The organism is Aureivirga marina, assembly GCF_015767265.1.
In the GTDB taxonomy this organism is placed as follows: domain Bacteria; phylum Bacteroidota; class Bacteroidia; order Flavobacteriales; family Flavobacteriaceae; genus Aureivirga; species Aureivirga marina.
Genome location: NZ_JADPIB010000008.1, coordinates 165,787 through 185,733, shown reverse-complemented (window position 1 = coordinate 185,733; position 19,947 = coordinate 165,787). Strand labels below are relative to the sequence as shown.

Genomic DNA, 19,947 nt, shown 5'->3' with positions numbered 1-19,947 from the left:
AGGAAGTAGGGTAAAAAAGAAAAAAAGCTAACTTCATACAATTTTGATTTCGAATCAAACGGGGGGCGATGAAAGTTAGCTTTTTTGATAACACCGAAATATAATTCGATAAAATTTAAGTAAGCTATTAAAAGGGGTTGAATAAAAATATTTATACCTCTATAATTTCCGAATTCGAAGATAGAAAGTATTTCATATAATTATTCTTTTTTTTTGTGAACGTTAACTTATTTTTGATAAACGTAAACAGTTAAAAATTCATCGATAGCTGAATTCTTTTTCTTACCAAATCTATTTCTAATACTTTCACTTTCACTTGTTGATGCAAATTCACGATTTCATTGATATCACTAACAAAAGTGTTACTCAAATTTGAAATATGAACTAATCCACTTTCTTTGATTCCAATATCCACAAAACAACCAAAATTTGTGATGTTATTTACAATTCCTGGTAAGATTTGTCCTTCTCTTAAATCATTTATAGATTTAATTGACGCATCAAACTCAAAAACTTTGGCTTTTTTACGAGGATCCAATCCAGGTTTTTCTAATTCTTTTACAATATCTTCTAAAGTTGGAATCCCTACTTTATTCGTTACAAAATCATTTATTTTTATTTCAGAAATCAACTCTTTATTTCCTATTAAATCATCCAAAGAAACTTTTAAAGATTTTGCCATTTTTTCCACAATTGGATAACTTTCAGGATGTACAGCAGAATCATCTAAAGGATTTTTTGCATTTTTAATTCGAAGAAAAGCTGCACTTTGCTCATATGCTTTTGCTCCTAATCTTTTTACTTTTTTAATCTCATTTCTTGAAGAAAAAGCACCATTCTCTTTTCGATATTCAACAATATTTTCTGCTAATTTTTCTCCAATTCCCGAAACATAACTTAAAAGAGATTTACTTGCTGTATTTATATTTACACCAACACTATTCACACAAGTAAAAACTGTTGAATCTAATTCTTCTTTCAGCTTGGTCTGATCCACATCGTGTTGGTATTGTCCAACTCCAATTGATTTTGGTTCAATTTTCACTAATTCAGCCAAAGGATCTGCCAATCTTCTTCCAATACTTACAGCTCCACGAACAGTCACATCAAAAGAAGGAAACTCTTCACGAGCAATTTTTGAAGCAGAATAAATAGAGGCTCCAGCTTCATTCACAATAAAAACTTGTACTTCTTTTTGGAAACGAATTCTTTTAATAAAAGCTTCTGTTTCTCTAGATGCTGTTCCGTTTCCAATTGCAATTGCTTCAATTTTATAAGCACTAATCAATGAATTAATTTTTTTCATTGCTTGTGTTGTTTGTTTTTGAGGCGCATGTGGATAAATAGTTTCATTATGAACTAAATCTCCTTGTTTATTTAGACAAACAATTTTACAACCTGTTCGATATCCAGGATCAATCGCAAGAATATTTTTTTCACCTAATGGAGCACCAAGTAAAAGTTGTTTTAAATTTTTAGCAAAAACTTTAATTGCAGTGTCATCTGCTTTTTCTTTTGCAGAAACTAAAGTTTCATTTGAAATGGAGGGTGCAAGTAAACGTTTATAAGAATCTTCAGCAGCTAAATATATTTGTTTGTCAACATGATTTGAACGAGAAAATTTATCAAGAATTAAATCCACTCCTTTTTCTCTGTCAATTTCATTTTTAAGCTTGATAAATCCTTTATTTTCTGCTCTTAAAATAGCTAAAAGTCTATGTGATGGACATTTTTGAATTGGTTCTGACCAGTCAAAATAATCTTTAAATTTTTGAGCTTCTTCTTCATTTTCAATATTTTTTACCTTTTTAGTTTCTAAAAAAGAAGTTTTTGAAAATGTTCTTCTCAAATTATTTCTAATTGCTGAATTTTCGCTCATCCATTCTGCAATTATATGCCTTGCTCCTTCTAAAGCTTCTTCTACAGAATTGACATCATCATTTAAATATTTAAAAGCAATCGATTCAATATCTGTTGCTTTTTGAGAAGCCATAATTTTAGCCAAAGGCTCTAAACCTTTTTCTTTTGCTACACTTGCTTTTGTTTTTCTTTTCTTTTTAAAAGGTAGATAAATATCTTCAAGAATCGTTAAATCATAAGTTTTAGCAATTTTTTCTTCAATTTCTGAAGTTAAACTTCCTTGCTCTTCTATTGCTTTTAAAATGGTTTTTTTACGTTTTTCAATTTCTTCAAATTGTTTCTTCCATTTTACAATTGATGCAATTTCAACTTCATCTAAATTTCCTGTCATTTCCTTTCTATATCTAGCGATAAAAGGAACTGTACAATCATCATTAAGCAAAGCAATTGTATTTTCGATACTTTTCTCAGAAATATTGCTTAGCTGTTTACTTATATATTGTGTAACTAGCATTTCTTATTTTTTTAGTAGTTACAAATATATTTAAAACATATAATTCTATCTTTTTCAAATAAAAAAAGTGATTTACGAATCATAAATCACTTTCTATATTTTTATTTTATTTCAAAAACAAAACCTTTATCTAGCAGTTCAAAATATTTTTCTCTTTTAAAAGAAAATAAACTAGCGGGTCTTCCTCTTCCTTCACTCACTTTTTCGTCTAATTCTTCTAAAATATTAAAGCTTAAAATCTTTTTCCTAAAATTTCTTCTATCAATATTTTTTTCCAAAATTGTCATATAAAGTTTTTCTAAATCAGAAAAAAGGAATTTATCATTCAATAGTTCAAAACCAATTGGTTGATAAGATAATTTATTTTGTAATCTTTCTTTTGCATCTGCAATAATTTTAGCATGATCAAAAGCCAAATCAGGAAGATCATTTATAGGAAACCATTTTGCTTCCTTAGCATCTGTATCTGCTTTGATTTCAAAATTATCAGGTTTTACGATTGCAAAGTAAGCAATTGAAATTACATGTCCTCTAGGATCTCTGTCTGGATTTCCGTAAGTATAAAGCTGCTCTAAATATTGCATATCTAGATTTGTTTCCTCTTTTAATTCTCTACTTACAGCTTCTTCCAAAGACTCATTGTCTGTTACAAACCCACCAGGAATTGCCCAACAATTTTTGAAAGGTTCCGTTTTTCTTTCAATTAATAATAATTGTAAAGAATTTTCAATATATCCAAAAACAATTGCATCAACTGCTACACTTATATTTTGTCTCATTTTAGTTTTTGCTTTAGCGCTTTCAATTCACTCTCCAAAATTGATAATTTATTTTCAAATGGACTTTCTATTTCTGGTAATTTATAGTAAAAAGCATGAATTATTTTCCAAGCTTCTAAAATTTGTTCTTTTTCCACTTCCATTTCGTCTACACTTGGATGAAATGCTCTTAAAATTATTTTTTCATCTTGAATTAAAATATTTCTAAAAAGAATTTCATCTTCTAAAACGATAAACCCTAAAAATTGTTTATCCGAAGAAATCATTTTCTCTATAGACATTTCTTCACCAATCACAACATCTTTAGGAGAGAAACCTTTACCATAATTATTCATCTCTAAAGATGAAATCACCAAAGCTCTCAAATCTTTTGAACTATTAGATGGAATTGTAATTGTTGGAAGGTCTTTAATATAATGTGGTTTGCTATGATAACTTGGATAATTTTTCAATTGACTTTTTGTGATACAAGGAATTTGGGTAAAATTTTCATCCCAAGAAACTTTTGATTGAAAAAGTAAATCGTCTTTAAACTGTAAAAGTTCATTTACTTTCAATTCTCGAGTCAGTATATCTTCTAAAGTTATTTGAAAATGTTTTGTTATTCTTAATAAAGTATCGATTTTAGGTTCTGATCGTCCTTCTTCATATGCGCCTAGTGTCCCTCTTTTTAAATCAAATAAATCAGCAAATGCTTGCTGACTTAGATTTTTTACACCTCTTATTTTCTTTATGTTCTTACCAAAGTATGTCATTCTGTCGAAATTTTGAGCAATAATATAGAATATATTTCTAATGAATAATAAAATTAGTGATTATTTATAAATACTAATAAATTTAGCAATTTATTAACAAAAAAAGAAAAAGTTTATAAACCATTGATTAAGTAGCCTTTATATTCAATTACGTCAATTTTAATAACTAAAAAAAATAGCTTATTTAATATTATTTGCAAATTTTATTTGCATATACTAAAATTATGTGTACCTTTGAATCATTGAAAAGAAAGAAAAAGTCAATAGTTGAAGCTTTAAAAACCGAAAACTGGGAATAATTGCTAATATTTATTGCAAACAAAAAGAAAAAGTCAAATTTTTAAAAGAAAAGAAAAAGTATTAACAAATCAATTTTGTAATATTGAAGTAAACAAACTAACTATTAAAAACCGATGAAAGATCATTTTGAAATTATTAAATCATATTTGTTAGAATTAGATTTTGACATAACATATGAGAATCAAGAAGAAGGAATTATTACAATTGCAAAAGAAGAAGAAGGAATTGCGAATTTAATCGTAGGTGTAGCTGCTCCGATATTAATTTTAGAGCAGTTTATTTTTGAAATTAATAATCCTTCGGTAGATGTATACCAAGAGCTTTTAAGAAAAAATAGAGATATTATTCATGGAGCTTTTGCATTAGATCAAACAGGTAGAAAGGTAATTTTTAGAGACACACTTCAATTAGAAAATTTAGATTTGAATGAATTAGAAGGTTCATTAAACTCATTAAGTTTATTACTTAGTGAATACTCAAAGCAAATCTTAGAATTTGTGAAATACTAATTAGATTAAGACTATAAAAGAAAAAACGATGAATATATTTAGAAGATTATTTAAAATAGGTGAAGCAGAAGCAAACTCTGCAATAGATAAATTAGAAAACCCAATAAAAATGACGGAACAAGGTATCCGTGATTTAAAAAATGATTTAGCAAAAAGTATGGAAGCTTTAGCACAAGTTAAAGCAATGACAATCCGTTCTAGAAAAGAAATGCAAGATCAAGAAAGCATTGCAAATGATTATCAAAGTAAAGCAATGTTATTGTTGAAAAAAGCTCAAAATGGACAAATGTCTATGGAAGATGCTGACAGACTTGCAAAAGAAGCATTAATCAAGAAAGATGCTGCTGTTCAGAATGCTGCTAGATCAAAAGAAGAAGTTGTTAAGTTTGAAAAGTCAATCTCACAATTAGAGGCAAACGTTCAAACAATTAAGAGCAACTTAAGCAAATGGGAAAATGAATTAAAAACATTAAAAGCCAGAGTTAAAGTTACTGACGCAACGAAAAACTTAAATAAACAATTAGCTTCAATTGATACATCTAGTACAGTTGGAATGCTAGAAAAAATGAAGGAAAAAGTTGCACAAGAAGAAGCTTTAGCGGAAGCTTATGGTGATATGGCTAATGAAAGTAAAAGTGTAGATGATGAAATTGAAAAAGCATTAAATACAACAAATACTTCAGCTGAATCTGACTTAGAGAAATTAAAATCTCAGTTAGGTATGAACGACGATACAAACAAATTGTAGATTATAGATTAGTTTAAGTTTACGTATGCTTCTGTCAATCATTATTATTGGCAGAAGCATCATTTAAACTTTCCATTAAATATTTTTAATAACGATAAATTATAATCAAACTTACCATGATAATTTTATACTTAATTGGAGCCTTTGGCTTTTATATATTCTCACAAATTTTTTAATTTCAATTTTGTTTTAAAAAATACTTCAATTTTATCCCAATAGTGATAAATAAAAACAAAATTAAGAACTGCTACAATAGCTTCCAATCCATAGGTCTGCGGATCTAATTTCAAATAGAAAAACATAGTATTTATAGAAAGAGGCATCAACAAAATTAATGTGATAATTTGCCATTTTTTAAATAATATCAACCCACCTCCTATTATTTGACATATACTTACTATTTCAGGAAAATATTTTATTCCTAAAATATTAATTGCTTCAAGATTGAAGACCTCTAAACTTATAAAATTGGAAAAATGATTAACTCCTAAAAAGATCAGAGTTAAAGACAGAAATAACCTTAAAACGAAAGTTAATTTTTCATTCATAGTAATAATTCAGATGTTAGTTTTTTAGTTAAGTAATTGAAAAAAAGTTTTTTGTAATACCAAAGTATAAAAAAAATTAATTATATAAAAATTATCTTTTTATTAAATTATCTTCAACAAACTACTCTAACTTCTTCATTAATTATAAAAAAAGAGGAATAATCTTAGATTACCCCTCTTCCAATATTTTTTGAAAAATTAAATGAAATTTATGCGTTTGGTTCTTGTAACTCTTCCACAGGAATTCCTTTAATTTCTGCTACAATTTTGTTTTCTAATTCTTCTGCTAATTCTGGATTATCTTTAATAATACGTTTCACAGCATCACGACCTTGACCTAATTTAGAATCACCATAACTGAACCATGAACCACTTTTCTTAATAATTCCATATTCAACACCTAAATCAAGAATTTCTCCAACTTTAGAAACTCCTTCTCCGTACATAATATCAAATTCAGCTGTTTGGAATGGAGGAGCAACTTTGTTCTTCACAACTTTAATTTTTGTGCTATTTCCAATTACTTTATCTCCATCTTTAATTTGTGTCTTTCTACGAATATCAAGACGCACAGAAGCATAAAATTTTAATGCATTACCTCCTGTTGTTGTTTCAGGATTTCCGAACATTACACCAATCTTTTCACGTAATTGGTTAATGAAAATCACTGTACAATTTGTTTTATTAATTGTTCCCGTTAATTTTCTTAATGCTTGAGACATTAAACGAGCTTGTAATCCCATTTTAGAATCTCCCATTTCTCCTTCAATCTCGCTTTTTGGAGTTAAAGCAGCAACAGAATCAATTACAACAATATCAATCGCTCCAGAACGAATTAAATTATCAGCGATCTCTAAAGCTTGCTCTCCGTGATCTGGTTGCGAAATAATTAAGTTATCAACATCTACTCCTAATTTTTGAGCATAAAAACGATCAAAAGCATGCTCTGCATCAATAAATGCAGCAATTCCACCTTGCTTTTGAGCTTCAGCAATAGCATGAATCGTTAAAGTTGTTTTTCCTGAAGATTCTGGTCCGTAAATTTCCACAATTCTTCCTTTTGGATATCCTCCAACTCCTAATGCTAAATCAACACCTAATGATCCAGAAGGAATCACATCTACATCTTCTACAGCAACATCTCCAAGCTTCATAACCGAACCTTTTCCATATGTTTTATCTAGTTTATCTAGTGTTAATTGTAATGCTTTTAATTTTGCCTCTTTTTCTTTTTCTATGTCTTTAGTCGCCATAAGCTTTAAAATATTTTTTTAAAATTTGAAGCTAAAGTACAAAAAAATGGGTAAAAAAAATAGTAGAATCTTATGTTAAAATTCTACTATTTTGATTTATTTTAATCTAATTATTTCGTTCTTCTTTTAAGAATAAAACAATTTAAAACTTAAGTTTTTTAATTTGCTTAAATTCTAAATTTTTAAAAGATTTCTCAAAAATTAATTTTCTATTTTTTCTAATCTCATTTTACCATTTTCTAAAACAGCATAAGTAAAATAAGAAACCCAATCTCCTGTATTTATATAAGTTGAAGTTTCATTCAATTTAATTTCCATCGGAAAATGTCGATGTCCAAAAACGAAATAATCATAATGTTTTGTTTCTAATTTTCGCTTACAATATTGAACTAACCATTCTTTATCTTCTCCTAAAAACTTCACATCTTCATCACCAGAAATCAATTTATTTTTCACTGAAAGATATTGCGCCAAACGAACACCAATATCTGGATGTAACCAACGATATAACCATTTAGAAAAAGGATTTATAAATACTTTTTTCATTCGCTTATAACCTTTATCTCCTGGTCCTAATCCATCACCATGACCAATCAAAAATGACTTTCCTTGTAATGTAAATTCTTTTCTTTTATGATATACAGGAATATTTAATTCTTTTTCAAAATAATCTCCCATCCATAAATCATGATTCCCTACAAAAAAATATATTGGAATTCCGCGATCTCTAATCTCGGCAAGTTTTCCTAAAGTTCGAACAAATCCTTTTGGAACAACAGTTTTATATTCAAACCAAAAATCAAATAAATCACCTAATAAAAAAATCGCTTCCGCATCTTCTTTAATAGAATCTAGCCACTTGACAAACTTTACCTCCCTTTCTCTACTCAATTCTGGTGTTGGCGCTCCTAAATGTTGATCAGAAGCAAAATATATTTTCTTATTTGTCATTCTTCTTATTTTCTAATTCAAAAATTTTAGAAATCATCTTATCTGAAGATTCTTGAACTTTATAATATCCTAAATCATCGAATAGATTTTGTGCAATCAATGATTTTAAATAACGATGAATTATTACTTTATCTTTTTTAGAAATATTTTTATCTAAGTTTACTTTTTTCAAATATTGATGTAAAACTTTATTGTCTTTATCAAACTCTTTTACAAAAGTATCAACATCCCAATCTTTTAATTTTTTTCTGTTATTGTCTACATATTCAAACACAAAATTATTTAAATCTGTCACAAAAACACCGCTCACATAAGAAGTTGTATCAATTGGAACAAAAACATCAGGAACAATTCCACCTCCACCATAAACGATTTTTCCTTTTGGAGTTTTAAACATTAAAGAATCTACAGTTTTAATACTATCTGCACTTAATAATTCTCCATTTTCAACTCTTTCAAAATAATCTTTATAGTAATTTTCTGATTCTTCACCATAAGGACGTTGAATTGATCTTCCTGTAGGTGTATAATATCTAGAAGTTGTCAAACGAACAGCAGAACCATCTCCAAGCTTCATTTCTTGTTGTACTAAACCTTTTCCAAAAGAGCGTCTTCCAACAATAATTCCTTTATCATTATCTTGCAAAGCACCTGCAACAATTTCACTTGCAGATGCTGAATTTTCATTGATTAAAACATAAAGAGTTCCATCTTCAAAAGCTCCTTCTTTTTCTGCGAAAGATTTATTAATTGCTCCTTTTTTATTCTTTGTATACACAATTAATTTTCCTTTTTCTAGAAACTCGTCGATGATTTGATTTGCAATATGTAAATATCCTCCAGAATTATCTCTCAAATCTAAAACCATCGTATTCATTCCCTTTGATTTTAAATTGTCTAAAGATTCTTTAAACTCATCATATGTTGTATTTGCAAAACGTTCCATTTTAATATATCCAACAGAATCGTTAAGCATATAAGCTACAGGAATACTTTTGATATTCACTTTTCCTCTTGTAACAGGAATATTGATTTTTTCACCAGTAGATTTACGATATACTAATAAATCAATTTCTGAATCAGGAATTCCTTTCAAAGATTTCATGATATCAAAACTTGAGTATTTTTTTCCATAAAGTGTATCATTATTAGCAACCAAAAAGCGATCTCCAGCTAAAATTCCAGCTTTTTCACTCGGACCATCTTCAATAGTTCTTACAACCATTAAAGTATCTTTATACATTCGAAATTGAATTCCAACTCCTACAAAGTTTCCTTGCATTCTTTCTGTAACTTGTGCAAGATTTTCTTTTGGAATATATACAGAATGCGGATCCAACTTTTCCAACATATTTTCAATTGCTTCATCTAGTAAGCTGTCTGTATCTACCTCATCGACATATTCATATTGAATATAATCAATCAGACGCTTGATTTTAGCTTCATTCCCAGTTTTACTCGTAGAAAACACAATAGCACTATCTTTATAATTAAAAGTGCTTCCTATCAGAATTCCAAAAGCAATTCCAAGTCCGATAAAAAGAGGTAAATTGACTTTATTTTTCATTTTTTTAAATTTCTAAATGGATGAGTTCGACTCCGGCTTTCTCTAGAAAATCTATTCCAGAATCGTCTTTATATTTTTCCTTATAAATTACTCTTGTTATTCCAGATTGATGAATTAATTTACTGCATTCTTTGCATGGAGATAATGTAATATAAAGCGTAGCACCTTTACATGCTTGTGTTGAATTTGCTACTTTTAAAATTGCATTAGCTTCCGCATGAAGTACGTACCATTTGGTATTTCCTTCTTCATCTTCGCAACAATTTTCAAAATTCGTAGGTGTACCATTGTAACCATCCGAAATAATCATTCTATCTTTTACTATTAACGCTCCTACTTTCTTTCTTTCACAATGAGATAATTTTGCCCATTCAGTCGCCATTCGCATGTAAGCCTCATGATACCTTAATTGTTTTTGCGTCATTATTTATAGTAATTTACTTATTTTATTTCTGTTTTACCAAATTTTATTTTCCATCAGAATTGGAAATACAACTCCTGCAACCATTGAAGAAGTTATTAAAACCCATTCTCTTTTTGGTAGTTTAGCATATTTTGCTAAAACTGCTTCTATACTAAATATTGCGAAAATGATAATGATTTGAGCAAATTCTATTCCAAGTGCAAATTCCAATAATGGCCAAAGCTTGTTCTCTGTTCCACCAATCAACATTTTAAAATAACTTGAAAAACCTAATCCGTGAACCAATCCAAAAACTAAAGCAAAAATCAAGTTAAGATTTTCTTGTAAAAATGTTTTTTCTTTCTTTCTATAAAAAAGATTAAAAACACATGTAATTAAAATAGTAACAGGAATTAGAAATTCAATAATTTCAGAAGGAAAAGCAACTATTTTATAAGCTGCCAATAATAATGTAATTGTATGCCCTAATGTAAATAAAGAAATTAAGCTTACTGCTTTCTTCCATTCTTTAAAACTAAATATAACAGCTAAGGCTATTAGAAATAAAACATGGTCATACGCATTAATATCTAACACATGATTTATTCCTTCATTTAAGAAAAATATAAAATCATTCATTTTCGGTGTATTTAATCGAAAATCAAAGGTAGTAGTTTTTTCAGTACCATTGATAGTTTAGAGTTTTAACTTCTCAAATAAAACCTTTAAAATTTTAGAGAATTCTAGTAAAGCAACTCTTAATAATTAATTCTTAGTCAAAAAATAGATTCATTTTTATTAATATTCATATTTAAAACCATTTAAAACTATAAATTATTAATACTCGAAAGCAAATCTTAACAAATTTGTATTGAATTCTTAAATTTAATTTAATAAATTTGGTAAGAAGTTTTGCGTTTTTTTCACAATATTTAACTTCAAATATTTTAAAAATTATGGTAAATAACTTTCATAAATTAAATATTAAAACAGACTTTAACTTTTTTTATTAATATTAATATTAGCTTTCAATTAAAAATGTTAATAAAAAATACAGTTGATAATTATTGTAGTTATTTTTTTTAATATCAATTTTATAGTGTTAAAAAAATAATATAACTATATATTTGTGTTCATAAAATTACTGAAATCAATTACATACATTAAGCCATGAAAAAAAAATTACTAATAGTTAGTGCAACCAGTCTTGCATTGGCTGTGAGTATGATTTCATTCACAAATGATTCGAATGATTCTCCTGATTTAAAGGACAAACATTCAGCATACTTAAAAAACAGCCCCTTTAAAAAATCTTTACAACTTTCGAAAAAAGAGCGAAAACAAAACCAATTACCTCCAAACAAGTATTATGAAAGAGAGTGGGAATTAACTTTTGACCCAAGCACAGGAAGACCTACTCCAGAAAATGTTATTGATACTCGAAATTTACTTCGTGAGCAAGTAGCTACAGGAATTGTTCCTGGTCAATCAAATACGAATAGTTGGTTATTTATTGGTCCTAAAGATGTTGGAGGAAGAACTCGAGCTTTATTATTTGATCCAAACGATATTTCTGGTGAAAAAGTATTTTCTGGAAGTGTTAGTGGAGGACTTTGGAAAAACAACCAAATTTCCAATCCAACCTCTCCATGGGTTCGAATTCAAGGAATTCCAAATTTAAATGTTTCTTGTATCGTTGCTGATCCTACAAATCCTCAAATTTTATATGTAGGAACTGGTGAACAATATACAAACGGAGCAGCCACAGGAAATGGACTTTATCGTTCAACAGATGGTGGTCAAACATGGTCTGCTATAGATTTCCAAATCAGTGCAGAAGATCAATTAATAAATGATCAATATTTATTTAAGTCTGGAAATTATTTTATCACAAAAATTACTCCTAGAGTTGTAAATGGTTCTACTGAACTTTATATGGGAGTTGGAGCAGCATATCATAGTGCTTCTGGAGAACAATTAGATTTCTTAGGATTACAGAACACTGGTTTATATAAATCAGTAGACTCAGGCGTTACATGGGAAAGAATTGAATCTGATAACATGGCGCATAACTTTGGATCTAGTACCTATTATTACATTCCAAATGACATAGAAATTGGAAGTGATAACTCTATTTGGATAAGTACTATTAATTTACCAGGAATTAATGGTGGAGCTGGAAGAGTTTTTAATTCTTCAAATGGAACTGATTGGGATTTAAAAGTTACTTTACCTAATGCTAACAGAGTTGAATTGGCTGCTTCTAAAAGCAATCCTTCTCATCTTTTAGCTTTATGTGAAAATATGAATGAAATCAATCCTGTTTCATTATATAAAACAAATAATAAATTTTCTACAATCACTCCTTTACCATTACCAATTGATGCTGATGCAGGAATTCCTACAAATGATTTTACCAGAAATCAAGCTTTCTATAATTTAGTTGTAGAACTTGATCCAACAAATGATAATATTATTTATGTAGGAGGAATTGATTTATTTAGAGCTTCAGATGGTGTTGTTTCAACAAGTTCTTGGAGACAAATTTCTAAATGGTCAAATAATAATAATCTACAATCTTTACCATGTTCTCTTGTTCATGCTGATCAACATGCAATAGTATTTCATCCAACAAATCCAAACAAAGCGATCTTCGGAAATGATGGTGGAGTTTATTATGCTGCAAATTTAGAAAACGCAGAAAGTTCTGTTACAATTTCTGCAAGAAATAAAGGATATAATACTACACAATTCTATCATGGTACAATCAGTCAATCTGGTAGTAATTATTTTACAATTGGTGGAACACAAGATAATGGAACACATCTATTAAATAGTGGAAATACGCAATCCGATGCTATTCGTGGAGGAGATGGAGCTTTTTGTGTAATTCAAAAAGATGGAGATTATTACATCGATTCTTATACTTATAATTCTTTTAGGTATAAAAACTTACAAAATGGTGGAGATTATTATTTAGAAGCTACAGAAGATGGAGATTTTATCAACAATGCAGCTTTAGATCATAATTTAGATGTTCTTTATTCAAACGCTTCTTTCTTAAATGTAGATAGTGGTGAATATTCTTATTTAATCAATCGATATATTTTAGGAACTACTTCCGCAGTAAAATCAAGTATTTATACAAGTCTTATTTCAGGAAATCCAACTGCTTTTAAAGTTTCTCCTTATACAACTGAAAGTTCAAAATTATTTGTTGGAACAGAAAATGGAAAACTTGTAAAAATATTTAATGCTAATGAAAACAATCAACAGTTTGATGAAATTGGTGATTTCTTAGGAAGTATTTCTGATATTGAATTTGGAAAATCAGAAGATCATATTTTAATTACTATTCACAATTATGGAGTAAGTAATATTTTCTATACATCAAATGGTGGGGAAACTTGGGAAGATAAAGAAGGAAATGGTTTACCTGATATTCCTGTAAAATGTATTTTACAAAATCCTTTAGAAGATACTACAACTCCTACAGGAACACTAGAAAATGAAGTTATCATTGGAACGGAACTTGGAGTTTGGAGAACAGAAAACTTCCTAGATCCAAATCCAACTTGGTCACATTCTTATAATGGAATGAGTGAAGTAAAAGTTGTAGATTTAGACTTAAGAGAATCTGATAACAAAATTTTAGCTTCAACACATGGAAGTGGATTATTTGTTGGTGAATTTAAAACAGAAAATCCAGTAATTATCGGTATTGATGAAAATGAAATTTCTAAAAAGAATATTTCTGTGTATCCTAACCCAGTAAATGATGTATTTAATATTCATTCTTTAATTTCTTTAAATAAAGCTTCTTTAAGAGTAATTGATTTACAAGGAAAAGTAGTTTTAGAACAACAAGAAATTTCTGGAAAAGATATTCAAGTAAAAGTCCAAAATTTAGAAAAAGGGACTTACATTCTTCAATTGAATGATTCTGACACTCAATTTGAGCAAAAAATCATAAAACTTTAAAATGAAAAAACCGCCCTATTTCTTAGGGCGGTTTTAACGGTTATGTCTTCACATAACCAACCAAAAATCAACTAACCAAACTTTATTTTTCAGAACTCTTTCGAGTTTTCATCTTTCTTTCTACTTTAAAACGTTCTCTTTCCTTTTTAATTTCCCTTGCATTCGAATTATTTTCTCGCAAGAATGGAATAAACTGTCTTCCTTGGAAATGATACGTTGTTCCTGATTCTACATGATAAAGAGAAATTGTACTATCGTTAATAACTGTAAGTTCAAATTCTTCATTATCGTTAAAGAAATCATAGTCTAAACGTAAAATCTTTAAATCATCGTATCCCTGAACGTCAAAAACTTCATAATTACCTTCGTAATCCCATTGTATTAAATCAATATCTGTACCAACAGGATCTTGAGAAGAATAAAATGTTGTTAAATTTTCTGGTGTAAACCTTAAGAAATTCTCATTATCAAATTCATTTAAAGCTCCTAATTGTGAGGTATATGTCTTCTCCCAAGCTCTATATTCCTGTAAAAAATATTCAATATTATCATAGAATAATCTATTGTAATCAAAATCACTTCTATGGTATCCGATTAAATAATAAGAAACATCATAATTTTTACTAACTAATCGAATTCTATTATTTGCCAACTGATCTACATAGAAATCATATCTTCCATCTAAATCATGAAAAACTTCTAAAGTTTCTCCATAAGCATCATAATAACCTATTTGAACTCCAAGTCCATTTCCTGTTTGTCCAATTCCAACTAAATTGTTATTTGCATATAGTCTTCCATTCTGAAATGAAATTGTAAATGCTTTTGAAAGAAATGGAATATTATCAGGACCTTCTGTTCTATCGTAATCTACATACCAAATAGAATAGGTATTTAAAAGTTCATCCAAAGTAATTCCAGGGTTTGGCCCATCTCTATAAAAATCATCATCTACAACACACGAACTTGCTGTTATTAAGATGAAAAATAATCCGAAAAAGTATTTTATAGCTCTCATGATCTCATTTGTTTTTCTAAGTATTTTCAAATTTTATACCAAATAAATATAGACTTAATTATTCCTTTATGAATTTAATTGCAAATTATTTAATAATTCTTTAGGAAAACTAAACAAAATTTTCATCTTTTATTCTTTTTTCACTATTAAATTGACCTATTCAAGTATAATTTTATTCAATATTAAACTATATTTTCTAAAGAGATTTATCTGTAGATTTGCACAATAAATAATTGATAATCAAACTTTAATTTTTATAAAAATTACTTCTGCTAGTAATTAAAATTGCTTTAAATGTTAAAAAAACATTATTTACATCAATTAATTATTTGGTTTTGAAATATTTAAAATATATTTGCAGGGCAAACTAACGAGAACAAATGAATTTATTTATTACATACGTGTGCATTACGAAACAGGTCTCAAAGAAGAGACAACTGTATAGGCACGCTGTGTATATAAATTAAAAATATTCTATAAAATTTTTAAGGTATAAGCCCAGCATATGTATATGCTGGGCTTTTTTTGTTGAATTAAATTTAATCTATGGAAAAATGTTATTATTGAATTCTTTAACAGGAAAAGTACGTAATGCATCAGAAATGTATTTAAATACGTACAAAGGCTTATCAAAAGAAATTTGGTGGCTAGCTTTTATTACTTTTATTAACCGAGCAGGAACAATGGTTTTACCGTTCTTGACACTTTATTTACAAGAAGATTTGAGGTTTTCTCTTTCACAAGTGGGAACAGTCATGGTCTTTTTTGGAATTGGATCCTTTGTTGGTTCCTGGATTGGTGGGAAACTTACAGACAGGATTGGTTATTATAAAGTAATGGTCGGAAGTTTATTTCTTACAGGAATTTCGTTCATTTTTCTCCAATATGTAGATACATTCTATGGCTTTTGTACAGGAATATTTCTAACAATTGTTATTGCGGATACTTTCCGTCCAGCAATGTTTGTTTCCATGAAGGCTTATAGCAAACCAGAAAACCAAACTCGTTCTTTAACTTTAATTCGTTTAGCAATTAATCTTGGATTTTCTTTTGGTCCTTTTTTAGGAGGAATCATCATTGCAGCTTTAGATTATAATGGATTATTCTGGGTAGATGGAATAACTTGTATTCTTGCTGTGTCTTTATTATTCACAAAATTAAATCCAAAGAAAAGAAGAAATAGTATAGAAGAAACAGCTGAATCAGAAGTATATATTCCAAAAACAAAAAGTGAAAACCGTAGAAATATCATTTTATTTGGTCTATTAATATTAATTGTCTTTTTAATGGCAATCACATTTTTACAACTTTTTTCAATTCTTCCTTTGTATTATAGAAATGCTTATCAATTAGAAGAATGGGAAATCGGATTGTTTATGTCTTTAAATGGAATGTTAATCTTTTTATTAGAAATGCCATTAATCCATTATATCGAGAAAAAATTAATTTCAAAAGTAAAAATGACAATCTTAAGTTTAGGAATGATGCTTTTTAGTTTTTTAATCTTCAACTTTGGTCACGCATTGATGATTTTAGTAATCTCAATGATTTTAATCACATTTGGAGAAATGTTCTCTTTCCCTTTTACAAATAAAATAGCGATGGACAGAGCTACTAAAGGAAAAGAAGGAAAATATATGGCAATGTACACAATGGCTTTTTCTGCTGCACATATTATCAGTGGGAAACTTGGAAGTTTTATGGTAGAAAACTATGGTTTTGAAGCAAATTGGTACTTAATGTCTTTATTACTTCTAATCTCTGTTTTTCTTGGTTTTATTTTAAAAAGAGAATTGGATATTGAACAACAAACAAAAATGGAAGTGATAACTGAAAAAAATAAATTGGCAAAGTCTGTGGCCTAATTTTTATACCGAAGTATTTTTAGGAATACTTCGGTTTTTTATTTTAAATTATTGATTTTCCCAATTTTTAAAAGGATTTTTACTCAAACAAGAATTATAATATTTAATATCTCCTGTTACTTCTTCACCTAGCCAATTTGGTTTTTCAAAAGCTTCTTCTTCAGAATTTAATTCAATTTCTGCAACAATTAATCCTTTATTTTCACCTAAAAATTCATCTACTTCATAAATATGATTATTCATTTTCACTAAATATCTAAATTTTTCAATTTCTCCTTTTTCACAAATTAAAAATAAAGACTGTGCTTCTTCCACAGAAATTTCCTTTTCCCATTCAAATCTTGTTGTTCCTTCTTTATTCGAAATTCCTTTTATCGTTAAAAAAGCGGAATCATCTTTTAAACGAATTCGAACCGTTCTATTTTTATCTGAATTTAAAAAAGCTTGCTTAATATATTCCTTTTTGTAAGCTTCTTCTTTAAAACTCTCATTTTTTATTAAGAATTTACGTTCTATTTCTTGCATTTTAATTTATTTTAGAGGACTAAAAATAATACTTTTCTTCATTACGTTTATTATAGATATATTTGACAAAAATCCATACACTTAAAAATGAAAAAACTTTTATTACTATTCTTATTCACTACATTTTATACTTCCTTTGCTCAGGTAGATTATAGTGATGAGTGGGAAGAATTTTATTCTTATAATAATGTCAAAGATTTTGTAAAAGTACAACACAAAATTTATGCTATTTCGGATAATGCTGTTTTTATTTATGATGAACTAGGTGATACTTATGAAAAAATTTCTTCTGTAAATGGATTATCAGGAGATCTTATTTCATCGATTTATTACGATATCAATTTAGATAGAATTGTACTTGGTCATGAGAATGGTTTATTAGAAATCATCGAAAAAGATAAAAGAATTCATATTGCTAAAGATCTTTTAAACTTCAATTTTATTGGAGAAAAAAGTATTAATCATATAAATCAATTTGGAAACAAGCTTTATTTATCAACTTCTTTTGGAATCGTAGAATACAATCTTGAAAAATTAGAATATGGTTCTACTTTCTTTATCAATACAAATTCTACAGAAGTAAAAGTGAATAAAACAGAAATTGTTGGTAATTTGATTTATGCAGCAACTTCTGATGGATTATTTAGAGCTGATTTAACAAATAATTTCTTAATTGATTCTAATAACTGGGAGAAGCTTGATAACGGAAATTTTAATGGAATCACAAATTTTCAAGATAGAATTTTCCTTTCTAAAGAGACAGAAGTTTTAGAATTAATAGGAGAAAATTTAGTTTCTAGATTATCTAATCCTGCGGGTATAGTTGATATTAGTTCTAATCAACAATTCTTAGTAGTCTCTATTCCTTTTGCTGTAATAATTTATAATTCTCTTTTATTTAATGTTACTGGAATAAATTCTGGATCAAATGAAGTTTATTTTAATGTTCATAATGCTGAAGTAATTAATGAAAATTTTTATATCTCAACTATTAATCATGGAATTTTAAAAGCTCCAGTTATTAATACAAGTCAAATACAAGAAATTCATCCTACTGGACCAAATTCAAATGAAATTTTCTCATTAGAAGCACAAAACAATGAAATTTGGTGCGTTTATGGAGGATATGATAAAATTTTTACACCTAGAGAATTACAAAGAGGTTATAGTCATTTTAATGGAGAAAATTGGATTAACAAACCATATGATCCAAGTCTAAGTATGAGAGATTTAGTAAATATCACTATCGACCCTAATAATTCTGATATTGTTTATTATAGCTCTTGGGGAGAAGGTCTTCTTGTTACAGAAAATGATGAACCAATTCAAATTTGGAACGATTCAAATTCAAGTTTAGAAAGTTTAACACCTAGTTATAGAGAAATTAGAGTAGACGGAAAGAGTTTTGATAAACAAGGAAATTTATGGGTTTCAAATTCTTGGAATGTAAGAAATATCCATAAATATTCAACTGATGGAGAATGGACAAGTTATGAAGTTCCTGTTTTAAATTCTAATATGGGATTAAATGAATTATTAGTTGATGAAGCAAATACTGTTTGGGTCGGATCAAGAAATGTTGGTTTAACTGCTTTTAATGCAGATGAAGGAATTATCAGAAATTTTTCTACGAGCAGCTCTAGAGGTAATTTACCTCATTCAAACGTAAGAACAATTGCGATTGATTCTGATAATACAATTTGGATTGGAACTTCTCTTGGTTTAGTTGTATATAGAAATACTCCTGGTATTTTAAATGTTACAAACTATCAAGCAGAGCCTGTTATTATTTTAGATGAAGGTATTCCTAAAAAATTGATGGGAGATCAAGTAATTAATACAATTGCAATTGATGGTTCTGACAATAAATGGTTTGGTTCAAAAACTGGAGGTGCTTTAAATACGAATTCATCTGGTGAAGAAACTTTACATATTTTCAATAAAGACAATTCTCCTTTACCTTCAAATACAATTTTAAAAATCAAGATTGACCAATCAAACGGAAAAGTTTATTTCTTAACAGATAGAGGAATTGTTGCTTATAATAGTAATGTTGTTCCTTATTCAGATCATTTAGGAGAAGTTTATGCTTATCCTAATCCAGCAACAAAAAATCATGAAACTATTACAATTGACGGAAGATATGGTACACATTTACCAAAAGGTACAAATGTGAAAATTCTTGATATGGCTGGACATTTAGTTTTCGAAGCAAACGCAGAAGAAGGAGAATCTGTAAATGGAGGAAAAATCATCTGGGATAAAAGAAACTTAGCAGGAAGAAAAGTTGCATCTGGAATTTATGTTGTATTGTTAACAACTGAAGATAAAAGTGAGACTCAAACAACTAAAATTGCGATTGTAAATTAAG

Annotated in this window: 16 protein-coding genes; 5 read left to right on the top strand and 11 right to left on the bottom strand. The window is 28.2% G+C overall.

What is annotated here, in order from left to right; genetic code table 11:
- Positions 1-250: 250 nt before the first annotated feature.
- The 3 genes from I1A51_RS15735 to I1A51_RS15725 form a co-directional block, all read right to left on the bottom strand.
- Positions 251-2,374, bottom strand: coding sequence for a Tex family protein (locus I1A51_RS15735; protein ID WP_196895624.1), 2,124 nt, complete (start codon positions 2,372-2,374; stop codon positions 251-253).
- 101 nt (positions 2,375-2,475) lie between these two features.
- The gene (locus tag I1A51_RS15730; protein WP_196895622.1) at positions 2,476-3,153 is read right to left on the bottom strand and encodes an NUDIX hydrolase; all 678 of its coding nucleotides are present in this window, start codon (positions 3,151-3,153) and stop codon (positions 2,476-2,478) included.
- On the bottom strand, positions 3,150-3,908 hold the full coding sequence (locus I1A51_RS15725; protein WP_196895620.1) for a helix-turn-helix domain-containing protein: 759 nt from the start codon (positions 3,906-3,908) through the stop codon (positions 3,150-3,152). The genes I1A51_RS15730 and I1A51_RS15725 overlap by 4 nt, the downstream gene beginning before the upstream one ends.
- Before the next feature lie 413 nt (positions 3,909-4,321).
- Here I1A51_RS15725 and I1A51_RS15720 point away from each other — a divergent pair, with 413 nt between their 5' ends.
- Together I1A51_RS15720 and I1A51_RS15715 are read left to right on the top strand one after the other, a co-directional pair.
- Complete coding sequence (locus I1A51_RS15720; RefSeq protein WP_196895618.1) at positions 4,322-4,717, top strand: YbjN domain-containing protein; 396 nt, start codon at positions 4,322-4,324, stop codon at positions 4,715-4,717.
- Positions 4,718-4,745: 28 nt separating this feature from the next.
- Entirely contained in the window at positions 4,746-5,465 is a 720-nt protein-coding gene (locus I1A51_RS15715) for a PspA/IM30 family protein (RefSeq protein WP_196895617.1), read from the top strand.
- A gap of 161 nt (positions 5,466-5,626) precedes the next feature.
- On the opposite strand, the gene I1A51_RS15710 is transcribed toward I1A51_RS15715, so the two are convergent.
- From I1A51_RS15710 to I1A51_RS15685, 6 genes are all read right to left on the bottom strand, one after another.
- A complete protein-coding gene (locus tag I1A51_RS15710; protein WP_196895615.1) occupies positions 5,627-6,013 on the bottom strand; it encodes a hypothetical protein in 387 nt (128 codons plus the stop codon).
- A gap of 209 nt (positions 6,014-6,222) precedes the next feature.
- Complete coding sequence (gene recA, locus I1A51_RS15705) at positions 6,223-7,251, bottom strand: recombinase RecA (RefSeq protein ID WP_196895661.1); 1,029 nt, start codon at positions 7,249-7,251, stop codon at positions 6,223-6,225.
- Positions 7,252-7,467: 216 nt separating this feature from the next.
- Positions 7,468-8,217 (bottom strand): UDP-2,3-diacylglucosamine diphosphatase, encoded by a 750-nt coding sequence (locus tag I1A51_RS15700; RefSeq protein WP_196895613.1) that lies wholly within the window; start codon positions 8,215-8,217, stop codon positions 7,468-7,470.
- Positions 8,207-9,784, bottom strand: coding sequence for a S41 family peptidase (locus tag I1A51_RS15695; RefSeq protein ID WP_196895611.1), 1,578 nt, complete (start codon positions 9,782-9,784; stop codon positions 8,207-8,209). Before I1A51_RS15695 ends, I1A51_RS15700 begins: the two co-directional genes overlap by 11 nt.
- A 4-nt stretch (positions 9,785-9,788) precedes the next feature.
- Positions 9,789-10,208: a deoxycytidylate deaminase gene (locus I1A51_RS15690; protein WP_196895609.1), complete on the bottom strand. Its 420-nt coding sequence runs from the start codon at positions 10,206-10,208 to the stop codon at positions 9,789-9,791.
- Positions 10,209-10,241: 33 nt separating this feature from the next.
- A complete protein-coding gene (locus I1A51_RS15685) occupies positions 10,242-10,826 on the bottom strand; it encodes a HupE/UreJ family protein (protein WP_196895607.1) in 585 nt (194 codons plus the stop codon).
- A 531-nt stretch (positions 10,827-11,357) separates the two neighbouring features.
- Between I1A51_RS15685 and I1A51_RS15680 the strand changes: the two genes are divergently transcribed.
- Positions 11,358-14,168, top strand: coding sequence for a T9SS type A sorting domain-containing protein (locus I1A51_RS15680; RefSeq protein ID WP_196895605.1), 2,811 nt, complete (start codon positions 11,358-11,360; stop codon positions 14,166-14,168).
- An 82-nt stretch (positions 14,169-14,250) separates the two neighbouring features.
- Here the strand turns inward: I1A51_RS15680 and I1A51_RS15675 are convergent, their stop codons facing one another.
- Entirely contained in the window at positions 14,251-15,186 is a 936-nt protein-coding gene (locus I1A51_RS15675; protein ID WP_196895603.1) for a hypothetical protein, read from the bottom strand.
- A 554-nt stretch (positions 15,187-15,740) separates the two neighbouring features.
- Here I1A51_RS15675 and I1A51_RS15670 point away from each other — a divergent pair.
- On the top strand, positions 15,741-17,051 hold the full coding sequence (locus I1A51_RS15670) for an MDR family MFS transporter (RefSeq protein WP_231374055.1): 1,311 nt from the start codon (positions 15,741-15,743) through the stop codon (positions 17,049-17,051).
- 48 nt (positions 17,052-17,099) lie between these two features.
- On the opposite strand, the gene I1A51_RS15665 is transcribed toward I1A51_RS15670, so the two are convergent.
- On the bottom strand, positions 17,100-17,576 hold the full coding sequence (locus I1A51_RS15665) for a CYTH domain-containing protein (protein WP_196895601.1): 477 nt from the start codon (positions 17,574-17,576) through the stop codon (positions 17,100-17,102).
- Positions 17,577-17,663: 87 nt separating this feature from the next.
- On the opposite strand from I1A51_RS15665, the gene porZ reads away from it, so the two are divergent.
- Positions 17,664-19,946 (top strand): type IX secretion system anionic LPS delivery protein PorZ, encoded by a 2,283-nt coding sequence (gene porZ / locus I1A51_RS15660; RefSeq protein WP_196895599.1) that lies wholly within the window; start codon positions 17,664-17,666, stop codon positions 19,944-19,946.
- Position 19,947 lies beyond the last annotated feature (1 nt).